Source organism: Streptosporangium sp. NPDC023825, assembly GCF_040639575.1.
GTDB lineage: Bacteria > Actinomycetota > Actinomycetes > Streptosporangiales > Streptosporangiaceae > Streptosporangium.
On record NZ_JBFAAE010000024.1, the window covers coordinates 13,045 to 30,777 of the forward strand.

General features: G+C 69.1%; 22 protein-coding genes. 11 read left to right on the forward strand and 11 right to left on the reverse strand.

Features of this window, described 5'->3' with window-relative positions; all coding sequences use genetic code 11:
* Positions 1-449: 449 nt before the first annotated feature.
* A complete protein-coding gene (rplK, locus tag AB0G15_RS21520) occupies positions 450-875 on the reverse strand; it encodes a 50S ribosomal protein L11 (RefSeq protein WP_362842381.1) in 426 nt (141 codons plus the stop codon).
* Between the two features lie 54 nt (positions 876-929).
* On the opposite strand from rplK, the gene AB0G15_RS21525 reads away from it, so the two are divergent.
* The gene (locus AB0G15_RS21525; protein WP_362842384.1) at positions 930-1,832 is read left to right on the forward strand and encodes a MerR family transcriptional regulator; all 903 of its coding nucleotides are present in this window, start codon (positions 930-932) and stop codon (positions 1,830-1,832) included.
* Between the two features lie 73 nt (positions 1,833-1,905).
* Entirely contained in the window at positions 1,906-2,700 is a 795-nt protein-coding gene (locus tag AB0G15_RS21530; RefSeq protein WP_362842387.1) for a M15 family metallopeptidase, read from the forward strand.
* A 67-nt stretch (positions 2,701-2,767) separates the two neighbouring features.
* On the opposite strand, the gene AB0G15_RS21535 is transcribed toward AB0G15_RS21530, so the two are convergent.
* Together AB0G15_RS21535 and AB0G15_RS21540 are read right to left on the reverse strand one after the other, a co-directional pair.
* The gene (locus tag AB0G15_RS21535; RefSeq protein WP_362842390.1) at positions 2,768-3,193 is read right to left on the reverse strand and encodes a VOC family protein; all 426 of its coding nucleotides are present in this window, start codon (positions 3,191-3,193) and stop codon (positions 2,768-2,770) included.
* Positions 3,190-3,390 (reverse strand): hypothetical protein, encoded by a 201-nt coding sequence (locus AB0G15_RS21540; protein ID WP_362842393.1) that lies wholly within the window; start codon positions 3,388-3,390, stop codon positions 3,190-3,192. Before AB0G15_RS21540 ends, AB0G15_RS21535 begins: the two co-directional genes overlap by 4 nt.
* Positions 3,391-3,605: 215 nt before the next feature.
* Between AB0G15_RS21540 and AB0G15_RS21545 the strand changes: the two genes are divergently transcribed.
* Complete coding sequence (locus tag AB0G15_RS21545) at positions 3,606-4,469, forward strand: NUDIX domain-containing protein (protein WP_362842396.1); 864 nt, start codon at positions 3,606-3,608, stop codon at positions 4,467-4,469.
* A 142-nt stretch (positions 4,470-4,611) separates the two neighbouring features.
* On the opposite strand, the gene AB0G15_RS21550 is transcribed toward AB0G15_RS21545, so the two are convergent.
* Positions 4,612-5,424 (reverse strand): PrsW family glutamic-type intramembrane protease, encoded by an 813-nt coding sequence (locus AB0G15_RS21550; protein ID WP_362842398.1) that lies wholly within the window; start codon positions 5,422-5,424, stop codon positions 4,612-4,614.
* A gap of 52 nt (positions 5,425-5,476) precedes the next feature.
* Positions 5,477-6,070 carry a cadmium resistance transporter gene (locus tag AB0G15_RS21555; RefSeq protein ID WP_362842400.1) on the reverse strand — a complete coding sequence of 198 codons (594 nt, stop codon included), beginning with the start codon at positions 6,068-6,070 and terminating at the stop codon, positions 5,477-5,479.
* 110 nt (positions 6,071-6,180) lie between these two features.
* On the opposite strand from AB0G15_RS21555, the gene AB0G15_RS21560 reads away from it, so the two are divergent.
* The 5 genes from AB0G15_RS21560 (at position 6,181) to AB0G15_RS21580 (ending at position 9,467) form a co-directional block, all read left to right on the forward strand.
* Complete coding sequence (locus AB0G15_RS21560; RefSeq protein WP_362842403.1) at positions 6,181-6,885, forward strand: hypothetical protein; 705 nt, start codon at positions 6,181-6,183, stop codon at positions 6,883-6,885.
* 60 nt (positions 6,886-6,945) lie between these two features.
* Positions 6,946-7,368 (forward strand): hypothetical protein, encoded by a 423-nt coding sequence (locus AB0G15_RS21565; protein ID WP_362842406.1) that lies wholly within the window; start codon positions 6,946-6,948, stop codon positions 7,366-7,368.
* Between the two features lie 3 nt (positions 7,369-7,371).
* Positions 7,372-7,758, forward strand: coding sequence for a hypothetical protein (locus AB0G15_RS21570; protein WP_362688638.1), 387 nt, complete (start codon positions 7,372-7,374; stop codon positions 7,756-7,758).
* 164 nt (positions 7,759-7,922) lie between these two features.
* Positions 7,923-8,159 (forward strand): hypothetical protein, encoded by a 237-nt coding sequence (locus AB0G15_RS21575; protein WP_362842408.1) that lies wholly within the window; start codon positions 7,923-7,925, stop codon positions 8,157-8,159.
* A 369-nt stretch (positions 8,160-8,528) separates the two neighbouring features.
* Positions 8,529-9,467: a protein phosphatase 2C domain-containing protein gene (locus tag AB0G15_RS21580; RefSeq protein ID WP_362842411.1), complete on the forward strand. Its 939-nt coding sequence runs from the start codon at positions 8,529-8,531 to the stop codon at positions 9,465-9,467.
* 60 nt (positions 9,468-9,527) lie between these two features.
* Here the strand turns inward: AB0G15_RS21580 and AB0G15_RS21585 are convergent, their stop codons facing one another.
* On the reverse strand, positions 9,528-10,202 hold the full coding sequence (locus AB0G15_RS21585) for a hypothetical protein (RefSeq protein WP_362842414.1): 675 nt from the start codon (positions 10,200-10,202) through the stop codon (positions 9,528-9,530).
* 458 nt (positions 10,203-10,660) lie between these two features.
* Positions 10,661-11,236 (reverse strand): flavoprotein, encoded by a 576-nt coding sequence (locus AB0G15_RS21590; RefSeq protein ID WP_362842416.1) that lies wholly within the window; start codon positions 11,234-11,236, stop codon positions 10,661-10,663.
* Positions 11,237-11,387: 151 nt separating this feature from the next.
* Here AB0G15_RS21590 and AB0G15_RS21595 point away from each other — a divergent pair, with 151 nt between their 5' ends.
* The 3 genes from AB0G15_RS21595 (at position 11,388) to AB0G15_RS21605 (ending at position 12,800) form a co-directional block, all read left to right on the forward strand.
* A complete protein-coding gene (locus AB0G15_RS21595) occupies positions 11,388-11,636 on the forward strand; it encodes a cell division protein SepF (RefSeq protein ID WP_362688623.1) in 249 nt (82 codons plus the stop codon).
* A 105-nt stretch (positions 11,637-11,741) separates the two neighbouring features.
* On the forward strand, positions 11,742-12,095 hold the full coding sequence (locus tag AB0G15_RS21600) for a hypothetical protein (protein WP_362842419.1): 354 nt from the start codon (positions 11,742-11,744) through the stop codon (positions 12,093-12,095).
* 144 nt (positions 12,096-12,239) lie between these two features.
* Entirely contained in the window at positions 12,240-12,800 is a 561-nt protein-coding gene (locus AB0G15_RS21605) for a hypothetical protein (protein WP_362842421.1), read from the forward strand.
* Positions 12,801-12,956: 156 nt separating this feature from the next.
* On the opposite strand, the gene AB0G15_RS21610 is transcribed toward AB0G15_RS21605, so the two are convergent.
* From AB0G15_RS21610 to AB0G15_RS21625, 4 genes are all read right to left on the reverse strand, one after another.
* Complete coding sequence (locus AB0G15_RS21610; RefSeq protein ID WP_362842423.1) at positions 12,957-14,624, reverse strand: cellulose binding domain-containing protein; 1,668 nt, start codon at positions 14,622-14,624, stop codon at positions 12,957-12,959.
* Positions 14,625-15,179: 555 nt separating this feature from the next.
* Positions 15,180-15,848, reverse strand: coding sequence for a signal peptidase I (gene lepB / locus AB0G15_RS21615; RefSeq protein ID WP_362842426.1), 669 nt, complete (start codon positions 15,846-15,848; stop codon positions 15,180-15,182).
* Between the two features lie 139 nt (positions 15,849-15,987).
* Positions 15,988-16,512 carry a hypothetical protein gene (locus tag AB0G15_RS21620; RefSeq protein WP_362842428.1) on the reverse strand — a complete coding sequence of 175 codons (525 nt, stop codon included), beginning with the start codon at positions 16,510-16,512 and terminating at the stop codon, positions 15,988-15,990.
* Between the two features lie 46 nt (positions 16,513-16,558).
* Positions 16,559-17,653, reverse strand: coding sequence for a hypothetical protein (locus tag AB0G15_RS21625; RefSeq protein ID WP_362842430.1), 1,095 nt, complete (start codon positions 17,651-17,653; stop codon positions 16,559-16,561).
* Positions 17,654-17,733 lie beyond the last annotated feature (80 nt).

The window sequence follows — 17,733 nt, forward strand, 5'->3', positions numbered from 1 at the left end:
AATTCCGTAGAAAGTGCTACGGCGTGTCGCGCCGCGCTCCACCGGCGACCGGGGAAGCGGGGGGTGCGCCGTCGGCGGCACCGCGAGCATCGCCATGGCACACCCCTTCACCTGCAGGAACGTCAGCCCGAACCCGTGTTCGATCCCGTGCCCATGACTGTAGCGCGGGTTCGAACACAGGCGCGATACGTTTCGATGAAAAGCCTTCCCAAGGAATGTGCGCCCCCACGCCGAGCCGTCGCGAACCGGACCGTAGCCGCACAGAGCCGTGCGAGTGACTCACGGGGACGGGCAGGGACGCACAAGGGACGCACGAGGGACGGGCAGGGACGCACGGGGGACGGCGACGGGGACGTCTGAGGGCGTGTGGGGACGAGACGCAGGCACGGGCGCGTGCGAGCCGTTCGAAGGTGACGGCACCTGTGGACCCGGCGGCGTGTGCGGGCGGCTCAGTCCCGGACGGTGAGCCCCATCGAACGCGCGGTGCCGGCGACGATCTTCTCCGCCTGGTCCAGGTCGGCGGTGTTGAGGTCGGGCAGCTTGGTCCTGGCGACCTCCCTCAGCTGCGCGCGGGTGATCACGCCCGCCGCCTGGTGTCCGGGGCGGGGACTGCCCCCGTCCAGGCCGATGACCCGGCGGATCAGCGAGGCCGTGGTGGGCATCTTGATCGCCAGTTCGAACGAGCGGTCCTCGAACACGGTGACGACGACGGGGACGACGAACCCCCGCCGGTCCTGGGTGGCCGCGTTGTACCGGCGGCAGAACTCCATGAGGTTCAGGCCCAGCGGGCCCAGGTCCTTGCCCACGGCGGCGGGACCGGCCTCACCGGCCTGGAGCTGCAGTTTCGCGGTCCGGCTGACCTTCTTCTTCGACATGCCCGCCAAGCTAAAGTCTCCCGTAACTGGAGACTCAACGGAATAATCGAGGCCATGAGCTACACGATCGGACAGCTCGCCAGGCTCTCCGGGCTGCCGGTGAAGACGATCCGCTTCTACTCCGACATCGGGGTGCTCCCCGAGCGCGGCCGCACCCGGAGCGGTTACCGCCTCTACGGCGACGAGGACCGCGGGCGGCTGGAGCTCGTCAGGACGCTGCGCGAGATCGGCGTGGACCTGGCGACCATCAGGTCGCTCGGCGACCGCGACCTGGGCGAGGTGCTCTCCCTGCACCTCCGTACGGTGGAGACGCAGATCAGGGCGCTGCAGCGGACCCGGGCGGTGCTCAGGGTCACCCTGGAGCGGGACGAACCCACCGACGACGACCTGCGCCGGCTCAACGCCCTCGGGCGGCTCGGCGCGGCGGAGACGGCGGCGCTGGTGAACGAGTTCGTCGACGAGGTCGCCGGCGAGAACGCCGCCAGGCAGGAGTGGCTCGGCAGCCTGCGCGAGGCCATGGCGCCCGACCTGCCCGACGAGCCGGGCATCGAACAGCTCGACGCCTGGCTGGAGCTGACCGAACTGCTCGCCGACGACGGTTTCCGCGCCGCCCTGCGCGAGATGGGCGGCGACTTCTGGGAGAACGCCGACGGGATCGACGTGGCGGCCTGGCACGAGGCCAACACCCTGGTCACGAAGACGGCCCTGGCCGCGGCGCGGGACGGGGTGGCCCCGGAGTCGGAGGCCGCCGCGCCCGTCGTGGCCGAGCTCGTCGCGATCCTGGCCGGAGCGCAGAGGCGAACCCCGGAGTCGGTCGTACGGGACTACGCGGAACACGACCCGCGCGCCGGGCGATACTGGGAGCTGGTGGCTGTGGTCAACGGCACGCCCTGGCCACCGGAATCCGTGATCGCCCACGAGTGGATCGCCGCGGCGTCCGCCTCTCACCTCGGATAGCCGGTCACCTACAATAGCTTTTTGTCGCTTTTGTCCGTTTTTCTGAGGGGCGGCCGTGTCAGATTCCAGATTCATGATCCGCACGCGGGCTGTGCTCGCGACGGCCGTCGGCTGCCTGGCGGCGGCCTCGTGTGGCACGGCCGCCTCCCAGCCCACCCCGGCCGCGCCTCCGGCCACCTCGGCGCCGATCTCGGCGTCCTCGTCCGCCACCGGTGCGGCCGCCCCGGATCCGCCCGTGACACCGACGCCCGGCCCGTCCACCACCGCGCCACCCACCGCGTCGCCGACCCCGACGGGCCCGCCGGCGTTCTCCGCGGAGGTCTCCCGCATCCCCCGTGAACGGCTCAAGTACTCGTGGCGGCCCGGATGCCCGGTCCCGGTGAGCGACCTGCGGCTGATCACGATGACCTACTGGGGCTTCGACGACAAGCCCCACACCGGCGAGCTGGTCGTGAACAAGGCCGCGACCGACGACATCGTCGCCGTCTTCCGCCGCCTGTACGACTGGCGCTGGCCCATCTACAAGATGCGGCTCGTCGACGTCTACAAGGCCGACGACTTCGCCTCGATCGACGACGACAACACCTCGGCCTTCAACTGCCGCCCCGCGGAGGGGTCGAGCAGCTGGTCCAGGCACGCCTACGGCCTGGCCGTCGACATCAACCCGCGCGAGAACCCGTACATATACGCCAACGGCACGGGGTCCCACAAGAACGCCCGCAAGTTCTTCAAGCGCCCCGTCCGGGCTCCCGGAGTGATCAACCCGGGCGACCGCGTGGTCAAGGCCTTCCAGCAGAGAGGCTGGGAGTGGGGCGGCTACTGGTCCGGCATCAAGGACTACCAGCACTTCTCCAAAGGCGGGAACTGAGCCCGGGGGAAGCGCTCGCCCGGTGGCCCCGGGCCGTTGCCCGAGGGGGCGTCGGCAGGGGCCCGGCTCAGCCGTACGCCGGTGAGACGTCGGCGGGCTGGAGCAGGTCCCAGCGGTTGCCGTACAGGTCCCGGAAGACGACGACCCGGTCGTAGGGCTCGCTGCGCGGGGCCTCCTCGAAGACGACGCCCGCAGACAGCAGCCGCTCGTAGTCGCGGGCGAAGTCGTCCGTGTACAGGAACAGGCCGACCCTGCCGCCGGTCTGGTCCCCGATCCGGGCCTCCTGCTCGGGACCGTCGGCGCGGGCGAGGAGCAGAGCCGTCTCCCGGGCGCCGCGGGGGCGGACGGTCACCCAGCGCTTCCCGCCGCCCAGCGGCGTGTCCTCCAGAAGCTCGAAGCCGAGGACGTGGAGGTAGAAGCCGATGGCCTCGTCGTAGTCACGCACGACGAGAGCGGTGAGCCCGAGGTAGGACCGCGGCCCGGGCCTCTTCAAGGGCCGTCCCCCGCCGGCAGGCCGGCACGGGCGGTCTCCTGAAGCCTGGTGATCGTCAGGACGACCCGGGCGGCGAGCACGCCCGTGACGATCGGCAGCGGGACGCAGGCGACCAGGGCGACGGTCGCGCACGCGCGGATCGGCCGCGGAAGGCGAACGGGCGCGAAAAGCGCGCTCGGGTACACGCTCGGGTGCATGGGAGTCCTTCGACGAGGATCGAGATGGCCAGTATGCAGGATCAGGACATGGCGCCATCGATGCTTTTCCGCCGGCCGGCTGTCCCCTCCGCCACTTGCGTCTCCCCGGTGGTCAGGGACGGAGGAGGAGACCCCCGACGACCGGGCGGCGTTCGCGTCTCCCCGGTGGCCGGGGGGCGGGAGTGCGCGGCCGTGCCCTGATGCATCATTGGTCCATGACGGCCGGGGACGGGGACGGATGGGCTCGGTGCGATCTCGGGCACCGGCACTGGGGGGTGCACGGCGCGGCCGGCCTGCTCGCCGTCCACCACGACGCCGCGGACGGCCCCCGCGTCCTGATGCAGAAACGTTCCGCGTGGAGCCACCACGGCGGCACCTGGGGGCTGCCGGGCGGTGCCCGCGACAGCCACGAGGACACGATCGACACCGCCCTGCGCGAGGCCTTCGAGGAGGCCGCGCTGGACGGCACCGGCCTGCGGGTCCAGGGCGTCTACCTCGACGACCACGGCGGCTGGTCCTTCGAGACCGTGATCGCCGAGGCCGCCGAGCTGCTGCGCGCGATCCCCGCCAACACCGAGAGCGACGCCCTGCGCTGGGTTCCGGCCGAGGAGATCACCACCAAGAACCTCCACCCCGGTTTCGCCGCGACCTGGCCGGTCGTCGGCCTCGCGCTCGCCCCCTCCCTCGTCGTCCTCGACGTCGCCAACATCGTGGGCGCCCGCGCCGAGCACGGCTGGTGGCGGGACCGCGCGGGGGCGGCGGCCAAGCTGCTCGCCGAGGTCGGCGCGCGTGCCGCCGACGGCCGGCTGACCGCGCCCGACCGCACCCCGGTGCTGGCCCGCTGGTTCCCCCGGCTGGCCGCGGTCGTCGAGGGCGCCGCCCGCGACACCGCTCCCGCGCCCGGTGTCTCCGTGATCGCCGCACCGGGCAGCGGGGACGACGCCGTCGTCCAGGCCGTGCGGGACGCCCGCCCCTGGGAGCGCGTCCTGGTCGTCACCGCCGACCGGGGGCTGCGCGAGCGGGTCACGGAACTGGGCGCCGAGGTCATCGGGCCCCGCCGGCTGCTGGCGCAGTTGTGATGTCCCGCGTGGAACGTGGAACAGCGACGCGGTATCGCACGGCGAGGGGCGTGTCCGAGCTTCGGGCCGACCCGCGCACCCGGGAGGTCAGGCCCGGGACGGCTCCGGTTCCGGTTCTGGTTCCGGCTCCGGCTCCGTAAGGTCAGGCCCGGGACGGCTCCGGCTCCGGGAGCGGCACCGGTTTCAGATCTCGGGTGGCCCGGTGGAACAGCCAGTAACTCGCCGCGGCGACGGCGAGGAAGAGCAGCCTGGCCGGCCCGGGGATGTCCAGGACGAGCAGGCCGTCGCTGAGCGAGTGGAGCGTGGCCGCCGCGACGAAGGCGGCGACGACGGGCAGGGTCACGGCCGCGCGCCCCCTGACCTGCCAGGCCCCGAAGGCCACCGCGCAGACCAGGCCGGTCCAGACGAGGTGGCTGAAGGGGGTGCTGAGGCCGCGCAGGAGGAGGACCGTACCCGCGCCCACGGCGCCGTCATGGTTGGCGATGCTCTTCCAGGCGTAGGCCATCGACTCCATGATCGCGAACCCGGTCGCGCAGGACAGGCCGAGCGCGACCCCCGCGGCCTTGGTCAGGTGACGGCCGGTGAGCGCGACCGCGAGGGGCGGGACGAGTTTCGCGGGTTCCTCGATCCAGCCGACCCGCAGGATCGAGGTGCTGTTCTTCTCGGAGATGAAGAGCGCGTCGAAGTAGCCGCCGAGCAGGAGGGCGACGCCTCCGCCGAACAGGAACATGCCCATCAGCGTCATGGGCGGCACGCTGGTGGCGACGTGGATACGGTCGTGGATGGCGAGCAGGAGGGCGAGGGGCCCGGCCGCGGCCCCGTAGAAGAAGGCCGCGGGCAGGAGCGCCTGGTTACCGGCCGCCTGCATCATGGCGATGAGCGAGAAGGACAGAACGATCAGGGCGATCCACACCTTGAACCATCGATGCCGATAGAAGCGCAAATGGTCTCGCATGGTAAGTAATTCCCCGTTACGTTTGCCCTAGATTCGGGCGATTTGTCGATATTTATCTAAATATCGACTCCGCCACGATGACGGCGCCGATGACCATGAACACCACGGGCACCAGCCACGCCCCCGCCCGCTCCACCAGGGCGACGACCTTCCTGTGCGAGCCGAGCCAGGAGGCAGCCGCGCACCAGACCGCGACGAGCACCGCGAACACGGCCACCGTGACGGCGCTGGACGCGGGGCCGATCGTGCGGAACATCGGGGTGTAGACGGAGATGTTGTCGGCCCCGTTCGCGATGGTCACCCCCGCGATCGAGAGCACGCCCGAGGCGATCCGGGGCGCCCCGTCGTCGCCGTCCTTCCCGGCGCTCCAGGCTTTCCATGCCTTGACCAGCCCCCACACCCCCATGCCGAACGGCACCAGGCCGAGCAGTCCCACCCAGCGGTCCGGCACCACCGCGAGGCCGAGCGCCGCCGCCGCCGAGACGGTCACCAGTGCGGCGATGCCCGCGTACTGGCCCACGACGACCTGCCAGGGGCGGGGAACGCCTCCCGCTCTGGACGCAAGGAAGAGCACCGTCAGAATGACGATGTCGTCCACGTTGGTACCGGCGAAGACGACGGCGGCCGTGCCGATCGTTTGAATCACGCGCGCATTATGTCGTTCCCCTTCCAGGTGCGCGATGACCGTGGTCAGCCGAGAGCCGCGGGCGTTATGATCACTTTCATCCGCTCTCGCCAGTCCCCCGGAGACCGCACGTGGGCTATCCGCCGCAGTACGGCCAGCCGCCGCGGGGCGAGACGGGGCGAGGGCTGGCCGTGATGGTCGTCATGGCCGTCGGTGTGGCCATCGGGGCCGTCGTCACCGTCTTCATGGTCTTCAACCCTCCCTCGTCACCGCCGAGCACGGCGACTCCGACGCGCGGTGGCGAGCACTCGGAGACCTCGGTCCGCCAGGCCGTCCAACCGGCGCTCGACGCCTACAGCAGCGGGTTGTACGGCGACTTCTGGGACCTGTGGGCCACCGAGGCGCAGGGGCTGATCGCCCGGGAGGAGTATGTGAGGCTGTTCGAGATCTGCCCCCCGATCCTGCCCAACTCCCCGCTCACCATCGCCGGCGTCACGATCACCGGCGACATCGCCAGGGTCCAGGCGACCCGGCTCGACGACTCGACGGACTTCGACTTCGTCTTCGAGGGCGGTACGTGGCGGTACGAGCCCTCACCCGAGGAGCGGCTCACCTACCAGGCCCCGGTCGACCAGATAGCCGAGCAACGGCGGGCCATGGGATTCTGCGGCGCGGTCGCCCCCACCCCCGCCCCCGGTGCGCCCACACCCACTCCTTCCATCACTCCCTCCGTGCCCACCGCCCCCTCGGCGCCCACCGTTCCTTCGAACCCCGCCGTTCCTTCGAACCCCACCGTTCCCACCGATCCCGCCACTCAGCCGCCCGGGTTCCTGTAGCGATGACCTTTGGCCCAGAAGTGCTGCCATAATCGACAATTCACAGCTACTGTCGAACGCATGGCCCACTCCATGCCGGCATGGCGAGACGGCACAGGATCGGAAAAACCATCATCGAATGATCACGATGGCGCCAGACAAGAGTCGGATTCGGTTCCGCTGTGGCTGGCCCATCTCCAGCTCAGAGAAGGACAAAAGGCAATCGGCACGCCAGCTTCCGATACATCTATCACCATAGAGCTGGATAAAGCGGATTATGAGGCGCTTTCCCGTAAGGCGCGCCTGACCGGAAACCGGATCGCCGACGTGCTCCACGCGGCCGTCCAGCGAGAGATCGGCAACAAACCCCACGTGATCACCCTGATGCACCGCTGGAACCTGCATCGCGAAGACCTCGACACGGCGGCCGCCTCCCTCGGGGTCGACCAGCTCTCCGAGGCGGAGTGGGGCCAGATCGGCATACGCCGTTTCCGGAGGCGCTGACTCATGCTTCCCGGTCGAGTGCTCGACGTGAGCGCACTGGTCGACATCGCGGTGGCGAAGACCGAATACTCCCGGAGCGTCGCCGCCATGTGTCTCTTCCGCGGCGGCGGGATATGCGTCCCGGCCACCAGCCTCGCGGCCGTCCTGTCCATCTCCCCGCTCTCGACCCAGGAGGAGCTGTTCGAGCTCGTCACGACACCCGGCGTGAGGATCGACGACTTCACCCACGGGAAGGTGGGGGACATCGCGGAGATCCTCGACGGATCGCGCGACATCACGGCCGGACACGTCGTCTGGTGTGCCCGCGCCACCCACTGGCCCATCCTCACCGATCGCGGGGCGGAGCTCATCCAGTACGACCAGAACATCGGGATCGACCCCCTGCCCTAGCGACCTACGCTCCCGGTGGCCCACGGTGTTCTCGGTGACCACGGCCCTCGCGAGGCACGGACCGCGGAAGAGGCCGGGCACCCATACCTTTCCCGTCGAAAACGATGCCAAATATCGTCACGCGCACGATCGATTTTCGGGGCCGCGGCTTTCACACTGGAAGAGTGACATTCCAGATGAGGCGCATCAAGCTAGACATTCCTGACGGACCAGAATACGACCAGGTGCGCGATATGCACGATCACACGGTCACGGTGTTCGCGTCCACGGAGATCAACGGCGAACGTTCCCTGAAAATCGGCAGCCGGACTTTGCTGCTGAGGAAGGTGGGGGTGGACGAGGACGACGAGGGGCCGATGGACGTCTATCGAGCCGAGTCGATTTCGGAGCCCTCTTACTGACTCTTACCGAGGAGCCCCCTTACCGAAAGGCTCACCGAGGGAGCCTCCTGGGGAGCAGGCCTGCCGAGGGATCGTCCTGAACGGTCGCCCCGGCGCTCCGTTCGCCTCGCGTCCCGGGGCGCCGCGCCCCCGCTCGTCCCCGCGCCTCGGTGCCCCCACGCCGGTGGCCGCTTCCGGACCGGCGGTGCCCGGCCCCGGACCTGTGCGCCCGCCGTGGGGGACGTCGTGGCGGTACGCCACGGAGGCACACCGCGAGGGATGTCCGGGCGGGGAACGCGTGAGAGTACGCCGTTCCAACGGGGGAACTCGTGAGGGAAACGTGCACGCCCGTCCAGCGCGGGCCCGTCCAGCACGAGGAGTCCCGAACCGATGCGCATCACCTTCGCCACCGAAGCGGCACCCGGCAGCCAGAACGCGGACACCGGGAATGCCGGAAACCCAGGGAACACCGGGAACACCGGGAACACCGAGAATGTCGAGAACGCCGAGAACGCCGGGAAAGCCGGAAACACGGCGGGCAACGACGGCAACGAGGACTTCTTCGGGGCGACCCCGGACGCCTTCGTCCTCCTCGACGGCGCGGGCATCCCGGCGGGGGCGGAGTCCGGGTGCGACCACGGCGTCAGCTGGTACGTCCGTTCCCTGGGCTCGACCCTCCTCGCGGGCATGACGCAGGACACCGGAACGCTCACGGAGATACTCGCGAACGGGATAAAGGCCGTCGCCTCCCTCCACGACTTCGTCTGCGACCTCACCCATCCCGGCTCGCCGTCCGCCACGGTGGTCATGGTCCGCCGTACGGAGGGCGACCTGGACTTCCTCGTCCTGGCGGACTCCGTCCTCGTCCTGGATGTGACCGGCCAGGCGGAGCCGACGGTCGTCTGCGACGACCGGGTGGATCAGATCGGCAGGGCGCACCGGTCGACCATGGACGGCCTCGCCTACGGAAGTTCCGAGCGCGTCACCGCGCATCGGGAGTACGTGGAGACCATGCGGGGCCACCGCAACCGCGAGGGCGGTTTCTGGATCGCCGCCGTCGACCCGCTCACCGCCGAGCAGTCGCTCACCGGCACGCTCCCCGCCCACCGGGTACGGGCGGCCGCCCTGCTCAGCGACGGAGCCTCCCGGCTCGTCGACCAGTTCGAGCTGGCCACCTGGCGTGAGGCCCTCGACACCCTCGAACGCTCCGGCCCAGGAGAGCTGATCCGCCGGGTCCGCGAGGCGGAGCACACCGACCCCGAGGGCTCCCGCTGGCCCCGGACGAAAATCCACGACGACGCGACGGCCGCCTACTGCCTGTTCGGCTGACCCCCGGTCGGCCGGCCCCCGGCCCGCCGGCCCGCGGGGCAGGTGATCATCCGATGCCCCTCACCCGGACGGCGCCGGGCCCTCCAGATGGCGGAACAGCTCGTGCGCCGAACCGATGCTCGCGCGCAACGCCTGCTCCAGCTCGTCGGCCTCGCCGGTGAGGTGCCCGATCTCGGGCATGCTCAGGCCGTCGGCCCCCGATTCGGCGAGCAGCTCCTCGTAGCGGGGCAACCGCTCCACCAGCGCCTCGATCTGGCCGCGGGCCCGGTAGGCACGTTCGGCGTCGGCGACATGGGCCGCGTAACGCTCGAGCGCCTCGACCCTCGCGGTGACGGCGCTCTCGCTGTCGGCGAGCACGCGCTCCAGCGGCTTCATCACGGCCGCCACCTCCGGGGTGACCCCGCCCCGCATGAGATCGCGGTGTTCTCCACGAAGGGCGGACAGCTTGGCCAGCAGGCGCGCGACCTCCCATTCCTGTGGAGGCAGCATGACGGCGTTCCGTACGTCGTCGAGCAGTCCCTCGGCGTTGACGCGCGATCGCAGGACGGAGTCGACCGCCAGCCGCGCCCGGCCGAGCAGGCGGCCCGCAGCGGCGTCGAAGTCGTCGGGGAGAAGATAGGAATCGCGGTAGCGGTGCGCGAGCTCGAACAGTTCCTGCTCCGGGCTGCCGCTCTCCTCGGAATCCCTCGCGGCCCTGATCGCCGCGAAAACGAAGTACGCGAGCATGATGAGCATCAGGATTCCGAGCCCGGCCCCTTTTTCGAAGGAAAGCACCGCCAGAAAGCCGACCGCCGCGAACATACCGGCGACGGCCGGGAAAACCGCGGATCTCCTCGGCGGATTCTCCAGCGGCCTCCAACCGGCCCGTATGCGTCTGAGCAGGGATGGATTCGCGCGAAGCAGACCCGCGACCTCAGGCGGCAGCCCGGGATCGACCACCACACCGGGCCGCTGTCTTCCTGAGCCTTCCAGATCCCACCGTCCTTCCTTCCGGTGGTCATTGTAAGACCCAAAAGCCCGGTGACATATGAGTCACCGGCCGGGAGAGGAAGAACATCGGAACAGGCCGGAAGCATGAGAATCAATGGTTGTTTCACGTCACACAACGGCTACGGACACATAATGAGATTCTGGTGCAGACCGATACTCGCGGGGAACCGACGCATCTCATGGCGCCGGTTCCTCGCCGCTCGCTATGACCGATCAGCGCGCGTCCGGTGAGCCTGTTTCCCCGAGATCTCCGTGAGAGCGAGGGCCCAGGGGTGGCTCTCCCGGCTTTCGTCTCCGGTACTTTCGTCTCCGGTATCGACCGGGTCGGACTCGGAAGCGCCGGTCAGGACGCGGACGCCTTCGGCCCGGAGGCCTTCGACGCTCCGGCGGAACGGCGCGCGGGTGGCGAGAGCGTCGTTGACGAAGGGCACGACGACCACGGGGATGCCGAGGCCGGGGGCTTCGGCGAGGAGGCCGAGGGCGTAGGTGTCGGCGATGCCCTGGGCGAACTTGTTGACGGTGTTGTACGTGGCGGGGGCGACGATGATCGCGTCGGCTCGCGGGGGCTTGGGCTCGTCCGGTGTCCGGTACCGGCTGCGGACAGGGCATCCGGTCTGCCGTTCCAGGGCGGGGACGTCGACGAAGTCCAGCGCGGACGGGGTGGCGACGACCTGGACGGTCCAGCCCTCGCCCTGGGCGAGGGTGACGAGACGGCCGACGTCCCGGGCGGCACCGGCCGCGCACACGATGACCTGGAGAAGCCGGCCGGACTCGGTCACGCGATCACTCCCCGGTACGCGGGTGGGTTCAAGGTGTCAGCGGGTTCACGATTCCACAGGGCTGCACCCTGTGAGATCAGCGGGTTGTGAGGTGCCGCCTACGCTTCGGAAGACATCTTGACGGGCGTGACGGACGGTGGAGACTTATGCGGTGGTCAAAACACTACGTCCCCAGAACTACAACGAGGCGATCTACGTCGGGCACTTCTTCCGCACGGGGGTGCCCGTGGTGATGGACCTCACCGCGCTACCGGACGACGAGGCGAAGCAGTTCGTCGACTTCGCCGCCGGTCTGGTGTTCGGCAGAGGAGGGGACATGGACCGCCTGTCGCCCAAGGTGTTCCTGCTGATGCCCCGCGGGCTGGGCAATCGGGTACCGGTCGCCGAAGAGGCGCCGTAGGCGGGTGACGTGCCGGTGGTGCGGCGGATCGACCGCTCCCCACGGACCGACCGGGAACGCCGGTCGCGTCGGTGTGACCATGATGCGCGACCGGGGGGCGGGATCGTGAGCGAGGGGCCTGTGCTGCGCCTGTTCTCGGACGGGCTGCTGTCGAAGTGGGGTTTCGACGACGGGGACGTCCCGGACGTGGTGTGGGATTTCCACGAGGAGCGTGGCCTGCCGCAGCCGGACGGCTGGCATGAGGTGTTGCGCCGTCTGGTGGAGGAGCGGCTGCTGCCGGTTCTGGACCAGCGGGTGGAGGTGACGTTCGTCTGGACGAGTCACAATCCGGTGCGCGCCCTGACGGTGGACGGGGTGGACGTGACGGGGCAGTGGTACGGCGACGAAGAGCCGGTGGTGTTGTCTCCGGCCTGGGTCGAGGTGGCGGTGGCGGACGTGGTCGACGCGTGGCGGTCGTGACCCGGGAACGCCGGTTCGCGGGTGGCCGCCCGGCCGGGTCAAAGACCGGTTCTCACCGGGATGAGCCCAACATGCCATGCTTTTCATCTCATTCGGGACCGGTGCCGGGAAGCAGGGCGGATGCGAGTCCAATGGTGGTGGTCGATGACTGCGTTGCTCGTGCTTTTTCCCTCGGTCACGGCCTGGTTCGGCAGCGAGGTCATCGCGAGCACCGGCCTCTTCCACTACGACTTCCACGTCATCGACGGGATCGGGATCTTCCCTCTGTCTCAGGGCCTCGGCATCGGCTACCTGGGCTCCGTCGGCATGGACGTCATGCAGGTGCTGTGGAATGCCGAAATCATCGTGCTGGCCTTCGCGCTCCCCGTACCCATGGTGGCCGTGGCGGCCTTGCTCCGGCGAAGGTGGCGGGATCGAACCACCCTGGTCCTGGCGGTCGTCCTGGGAGTTCTCGCGGTGGTCAATCTCGCCGCCAACGTCGTCGGCCCCTGGTCGGACCTGACCCACTGCCCGCCGGCCGATCACCTGTCTCTTCCCAGCTGGTACTCCTGCTACCGGAACGGCACAGGTGTCGGCATTCCGCCTTTCCTTTACGGTCCTGCTTACGCCTTCGCCGCCTACGCCCTGATCGAGATCCGTCGTCGCGACTTCACCGATGTGTCTCATCGCCCTGAGGCGCAAGGCAGCGTTGACGTCGTTTCCTGACGTTCGACCCGCGGACGGGACTCCGTGAAACACGCCCCTGTCTCGGATCCGGTGGTGACATAACGTCCTGATACGCCGGTCGGCGCGCAGGGAACCGACGCTTCCGGGCGCGGCCTCTCCCCTCGTCGGAGAGGCCGCGCCCGTCCCCTTCGTGGGTCAGACCACGGTGCAGGCGATGCCGTTGAGGGTGAAGGCGGCCGGTTCGGCGGTGTTGCCGGTGTGGTTGGCCTGGAAGCCGATGTCGACGGTCGCCCCGGGGGCGAGCGTGCCGTTGTGGCTGACGTTGCGGGCGCTCACCTGGCCGCTGGAGGGCGTGTAGGTGGCGTTCCAGCCCGAGGTGATGGACTGGCCGGAGGGCAGGGTGAAGACCAGCGTCCAGCCGTCGATCGCCGTGGTCCCGGTGTTGGTGATGCTGATGCTGGCGGTGAGGCCGTTGTTCCAGGCGTTCACCGTGTAGGCGACCCGGGGTCCGGCGCCGGGCGTCGGAGTGGGCGTCGGGGTCGGGGTCGGGGTGGGGCTCGGCGTCGGGGTCGGGGTGGGGCCCAGGCTGGTCACGAAGGTCATCACGCTTCGGGCGGGAAGCGTGACGGTGAGGGAGCCGTTCGACATGGTGGTCGCCCCCTGGGGCGCGACGTTCCTGCTCGCGTCGGTCAGCCAGGACGAGACACTGGATGATCCGGCGCTGTTCGCCACGGTGAACTGCTGGCTCACCGCGGAGGTGCCCTTGTTGACGGCGACGATGACGATCGAGGAGTCACCGCCCCGGTAGGCCGAGACGTAGACGTTCGACGCCGGGTTCGCCGTCGCGTCGACCCGCACGTATCCGGGGCGGACGAACCTGGCGAAGTGCGCCATCATCGCGCCGCGCTTGCTGATCTGGCCGTCCTCCCGCATGGGGCCGTAGCTGCGCCGGATGTACCACCAGATGTACGCCTGGAACTCGGCGTCCACCATGGCGCGGTGGATGTGCTCCCCCACGTCGAGCGCCTGGGGCCAGAGGTCGGCCGAGTCGCTGCTGTTGGGGTGGTAGACCTCGGTCATCCAGAGTTCCTTGCCCGCGCCCTTCTGCTTGAAGAGGGGGTAGGGGAAGTTCGAGAACTGCGTGCCGTAGAGGTGAGCGCCGAGGATGTCCATGTTGGCGAGCGCCACGGGGTCGTTGAGGATCGGGTCCGAGATGTTCTTCAGGTACTGGAAGGACTCGGGCGCGATGACCCTGGTGTTGATCGAGCCGGCGTTCTCCCGCATGAACCGGAGGATCTCGGCTGGGGTCCACCACGTCCAGTCATGCGCGTAATCGGGCTCGTTCTGCACTGATATGCCGTACAGGTTCACCCCGTTGTTCCGCATGTGCGTGCTGAAGTCGTTCAGGTGCTGGGCGTAGGCCGCGTACATGTTGGACCTGAGGCGTTTGGCGTTGGTCTGGCTGCCGCGGGTGAAGGTCTCGACCATACTGGCCGGGGGGTTCCACGGTGAGGCGATGACGGACGCCCCGAGCTCGATCGCGCGCCTCGCCGTCGCCACGTCACGGCTCCAGTCCGCCTGGTTCTCAGGGACGGGGATCCTCAGCACGGAGAACCCGAGCCGGCCCTCACCGGTGCCGAACGCCGTTTCCCGCTGGGCTGCCGTCAGGTCGCCGATCCAGGACGCGAAGGCCATGCCGCCGAAGCCCCGGATCGTCTGCCGCTGCGCCGACGGGTTGATGACCGCCGTGGCGGCCGCGGCCTCCGAGGCCCCCATGACCGTGCCCGCGGCCGTGAGGATCGGCAGGGCCCCCATCGTCGTCAGGACGGTTCTCCGGCTCAGCGGCTTTCGCTCGCCGCTCACGGGCTCATTCTGATCTTGCGTCATGTCTCGTCCTTTTGCCTGTCGGTGCTGATCCGCGCCTTCTGAGTCCCGTTGGCCCACTCGGTGCCGGTCCCCGGCGTCGTCATGGGATGAACCTTGATCGTGTTATCGCTAACATGGGCGGCTGTTATCGGCTCCCGAAATTGTTGGCGTTAACATTTCCCCGTGAGAACCGGCACGCGAGTGCGGCGGCGATGCGGACCGCTCAGGTGGCCGCGCGGAGGGGTGACACTCCAGCGGAGTGTGGTTCCGCCCCTGCGGACGGGTCAAGACGAGGCGGGCCGACGGGCAGCCGAACTGCGTGAACCTCTCGCCGAGCCGTGAAAATTTCAGGCGTTCACCGTACGCCGGCCGCCGCGCCTGTCGGCCTCGCCCTTCCGCCGCTCGCCGGGGCCGTCGCCCTCTCGGGCCCGACCACCGTCCCATCTCACGCCGGGCGATCCTCCGCCTTATCGCGGCTGAGGGCGGGCCGGATCAGCGCAGGGAACGAACACGGTTCCGATCCGGGTCCGGACCGTCCTCTGATTCCCGCCCTTACTCAACGGCGGCGAGGTCGGCGACCGCGACGACGCTGGACACCAAGACCATGGAATCGTCTTTACTCCGGTTGCTCGGGTCAAGAAACCGGCTGCGTGAATCGAGAGAAACGTGCCGATTATCTCCTTGCACCCAAACGCGCCCCTCGGGAACGGTCACGGGGCCGAAGGCAATACGCGAAGCGGGAGGCTCCTTGAGATAGGGCTCCTCCAAGGGGTTTCCGTTCAGGGTCGTCCGCCCCTGACCGTCGCAACACCGCACGGCAGTCCCCGGAACACCGATGACTCGCGCGATGCGGATGCCGGTCCCACCCCACGTCATGGGGGTCTTGAAAAGAATGACGTCACCGAGCTTCGGAACGTATCGCCCCTCGGTCTGCGTCGCCGTTACTTCACCGCCCGCTTTGATCGTGGGCTCCATGACTTCACTTGAGACGCTGTACTGCTTCCTTCCCGCTATACGGTCAGCAAGGCCGCACCCGCCGAGGAGTGGCAGAATTACAGCTACAAACAAGACATAAAACACGTAACGTTTCACCGCTATATTATGGCGGACAAGGTGCAACCTTGATGATCCTCTCCTCATCACGACCTCGTCTGTCCTGTGTCTCGCAAGACGCCGACAAAGTGGGGTGGCGTCGATGATCTCGAATGCCGGATCGTCCATCGGATCGGTCGTGAACGCCTCCTGATCCGTGACGCAAGAGCACGATTGCGCAGGACGTTCTCAAAGCCGGCCACTACGCCGGCCACCGGTTTCTGGCACCACCGTCCGCCACCGGCCCGCGAAGGAGAAGCCGGGCCGGTCACAACGTGGCGTCCTCCCAGTGCGGGGTGTGCGATTCGATGTCCTCCGGCACGCGAATCCGCCCGTTCGAGAGAACGAGGGATGCGATCTCAGCGCTCTCGTGGAAGCGCAGGTAGCCGACGAAGGATTCGACACCGGCGGCATGTGCGTCGGCCGAGCACCGGCCCAGCCAGGCCAGCAGGGTCCGGACCTGGTAGAAGTCGTCAGGATGGAGTTCCTGGCGTACCGTCAGTGCCCAGCCGTCCGGTCGCTCTCGCGCGACCAACTCGGCGACGAGCGCGCCCCCCACTCGCCGGGCGGCGCCGCGCCGCGCGAACACGGGCTCCGCCTCCGCGTCCTCCCACTCGCAGCCGGGGTCGTCAGGATCGCCGAGTGGATAGGTTTCCACGTATCTGTCAGTGCCGATCGGCAGTCGCTCAGGCCGTGGCCCCTGCCCCACATGCCACCGCAGCTCGGCGAGCTCGTCGTCGGTGACGTCAGCACGAATGTTCACCGACAGTACGAATTCGTAGATGTCCGCCATCGGCACACCGTACCGTCGCGGCGCCCTGAAAGATCATCTTGAGGGGCTACGGTGGGGCGGGGCGGTTCGAGGGCCGGATCACGAGTGCGGTTCCGGCGACAAAAGTGATCGCGGCCGCCGCGAGGAGGGACCAGACCACGGGCCGGTACCATTCGGGGCCTTCCGACACCGACAGATGAACCGGCTCCCCGTTGCCGTGGACGAACGGCCCCAGCGCCACGGCCGCGAGCAGCACCGTCATGTACGGCACGACCGCCACACCCGCCAGCGTCGCCGCCGTCACCTGCGCCCCGTTCCCGCCGCGTGCCGCGCCGATGGCGACCGCGCAGGCCACCAGCGCAGCCACGGCCAGCAGCGCCGCGTACACCCAGGCGTCTCGAACGGACAGGTCGAGCAGGCGGTCGGCGGTGCCGGGATCGTGGACGAAGCCGCTCGCCGCGTCCGCTCCCTCGGCGACGGCCTCGCCGAGCGCCGCCTTCCTCGCCTGAGCGATGCCCGCGAAGTTCAGCACCGCCACCGCCAGGGCACACGTCGCCGTCACGGCCATGAACCCGGCGGCGAGAGGGCGGGCGGACGCGGGCCCGCCGGTCGTTCTGACCGACCACCGAGCGATCAGGATGAGCACGACCACGTGGACGGCCGCCGCGAGCGCGATCACCACTGCCCGGGCGGGCGCGTACCAGTACGGGTGGACGGCCCGCAGCGCCTCCCCGTAGGGGGCGGTGAGCCTCGGCTCGGGCAACGGCTGGAACCACAGCGCCGCGCCGAGCCCGCACAGGTAGGGAGCCGTCACCACCCCAGTCCAAAACGACATGGCGGCCGACCGGCGCCTCCAGGCGAACCAGGCCAGCGTGCCCAACGTCCCCGCGGTCACCGCGATGAACAGCGCGAAGGCGGTGGTCAGCCCCGCGGCCTCCTCCCTGACCCGCCGCACCTTCTCGGCCAGGCCGCCATCCGCGCCCGCCACCCCTTCGATGTCCGGCCTCGCGTCCGGCAGTCGTGCGGCCGCCGATCCCAGCTCGGCGGAGGCGAGTACGTCGAGCACCACCACGGCCAGGCCCCACATCATGACGAGAGACAGCACGACCATGGACACGACCAGGCCGCGGTCACGTCCGTCCGCGAAAGTCTTCGGCGCCATGGCCACCCCTGAATCTCAGGTCGTGTCCCGATGCGGGACTCAAGTATCCGTCATATACCGGGGGAAGATCCTGGTATCAC

What these genes read in the sequence shown, in the direction of transcription:
- AB0G15_RS21550 (WP_362842398.1), bottom strand. Translation starts at nt 5,424, where the DNA reads ATGCGAGACCATTTGCGCTTCTATCGGCATCGATGGTTCAAGGTGTGG.
- AB0G15_RS21620 (WP_362842428.1), bottom strand. Translation starts at nt 16,512, where the DNA reads ATGGCGGACATCTACGAATTCGTACTGTCGGTGAACATTCGTGCTGAC.
- AB0G15_RS21530 (WP_362842387.1), top strand. Translation starts at nt 1,906, where the DNA reads ATGATCCGCACGCGGGCTGTGCTCGCGACGGCCGTCGGCTGCCTGGCG.
- AB0G15_RS21565 (WP_362842406.1), top strand. Translation starts at nt 6,946, where the DNA reads ATGGCCCACTCCATGCCGGCATGGCGAGACGGCACAGGATCGGAAAAA.
- AB0G15_RS21580 (WP_362842411.1), top strand. Translation starts at nt 8,529, where the DNA reads ATGCGCATCACCTTCGCCACCGAAGCGGCACCCGGCAGCCAGAACGCG.
- AB0G15_RS21540 (WP_362842393.1), bottom strand. Translation starts at nt 3,390, where the DNA reads ATGCACCCGAGCGTGTACCCGAGCGCGCTTTTCGCGCCCGTTCGCCTT.
- AB0G15_RS21570 (WP_362688638.1), top strand. Translation starts at nt 7,372, where the DNA reads ATGCTTCCCGGTCGAGTGCTCGACGTGAGCGCACTGGTCGACATCGCG.
- AB0G15_RS21525 (WP_362842384.1), top strand. Translation starts at nt 930, where the DNA reads ATGAGCTACACGATCGGACAGCTCGCCAGGCTCTCCGGGCTGCCGGTG.
- AB0G15_RS21545 (WP_362842396.1), top strand. Translation starts at nt 3,606, where the DNA reads ATGACGGCCGGGGACGGGGACGGATGGGCTCGGTGCGATCTCGGGCAC.
- lepB (WP_362842426.1), bottom strand. Translation starts at nt 15,848, where the DNA reads ATGGACGATCCGGCATTCGAGATCATCGACGCCACCCCACTTTGTCGG.
- AB0G15_RS21585 (WP_362842414.1), bottom strand. Translation starts at nt 10,202, where the DNA reads ATGCTCATCATGCTCGCGTACTTCGTTTTCGCGGCGATCAGGGCCGCG.
- AB0G15_RS21605 (WP_362842421.1), top strand. Translation starts at nt 12,240, where the DNA reads ATGACTGCGTTGCTCGTGCTTTTTCCCTCGGTCACGGCCTGGTTCGGC.
- AB0G15_RS21625 (WP_362842430.1), bottom strand. Translation starts at nt 17,653, where the DNA reads ATGGCGCCGAAGACTTTCGCGGACGGACGTGACCGCGGCCTGGTCGTG.
- rplK (WP_362842381.1), bottom strand. Translation starts at nt 875, where the DNA reads ATGTCGAAGAAGAAGGTCAGCCGGACCGCGAAACTGCAGCTCCAGGCC.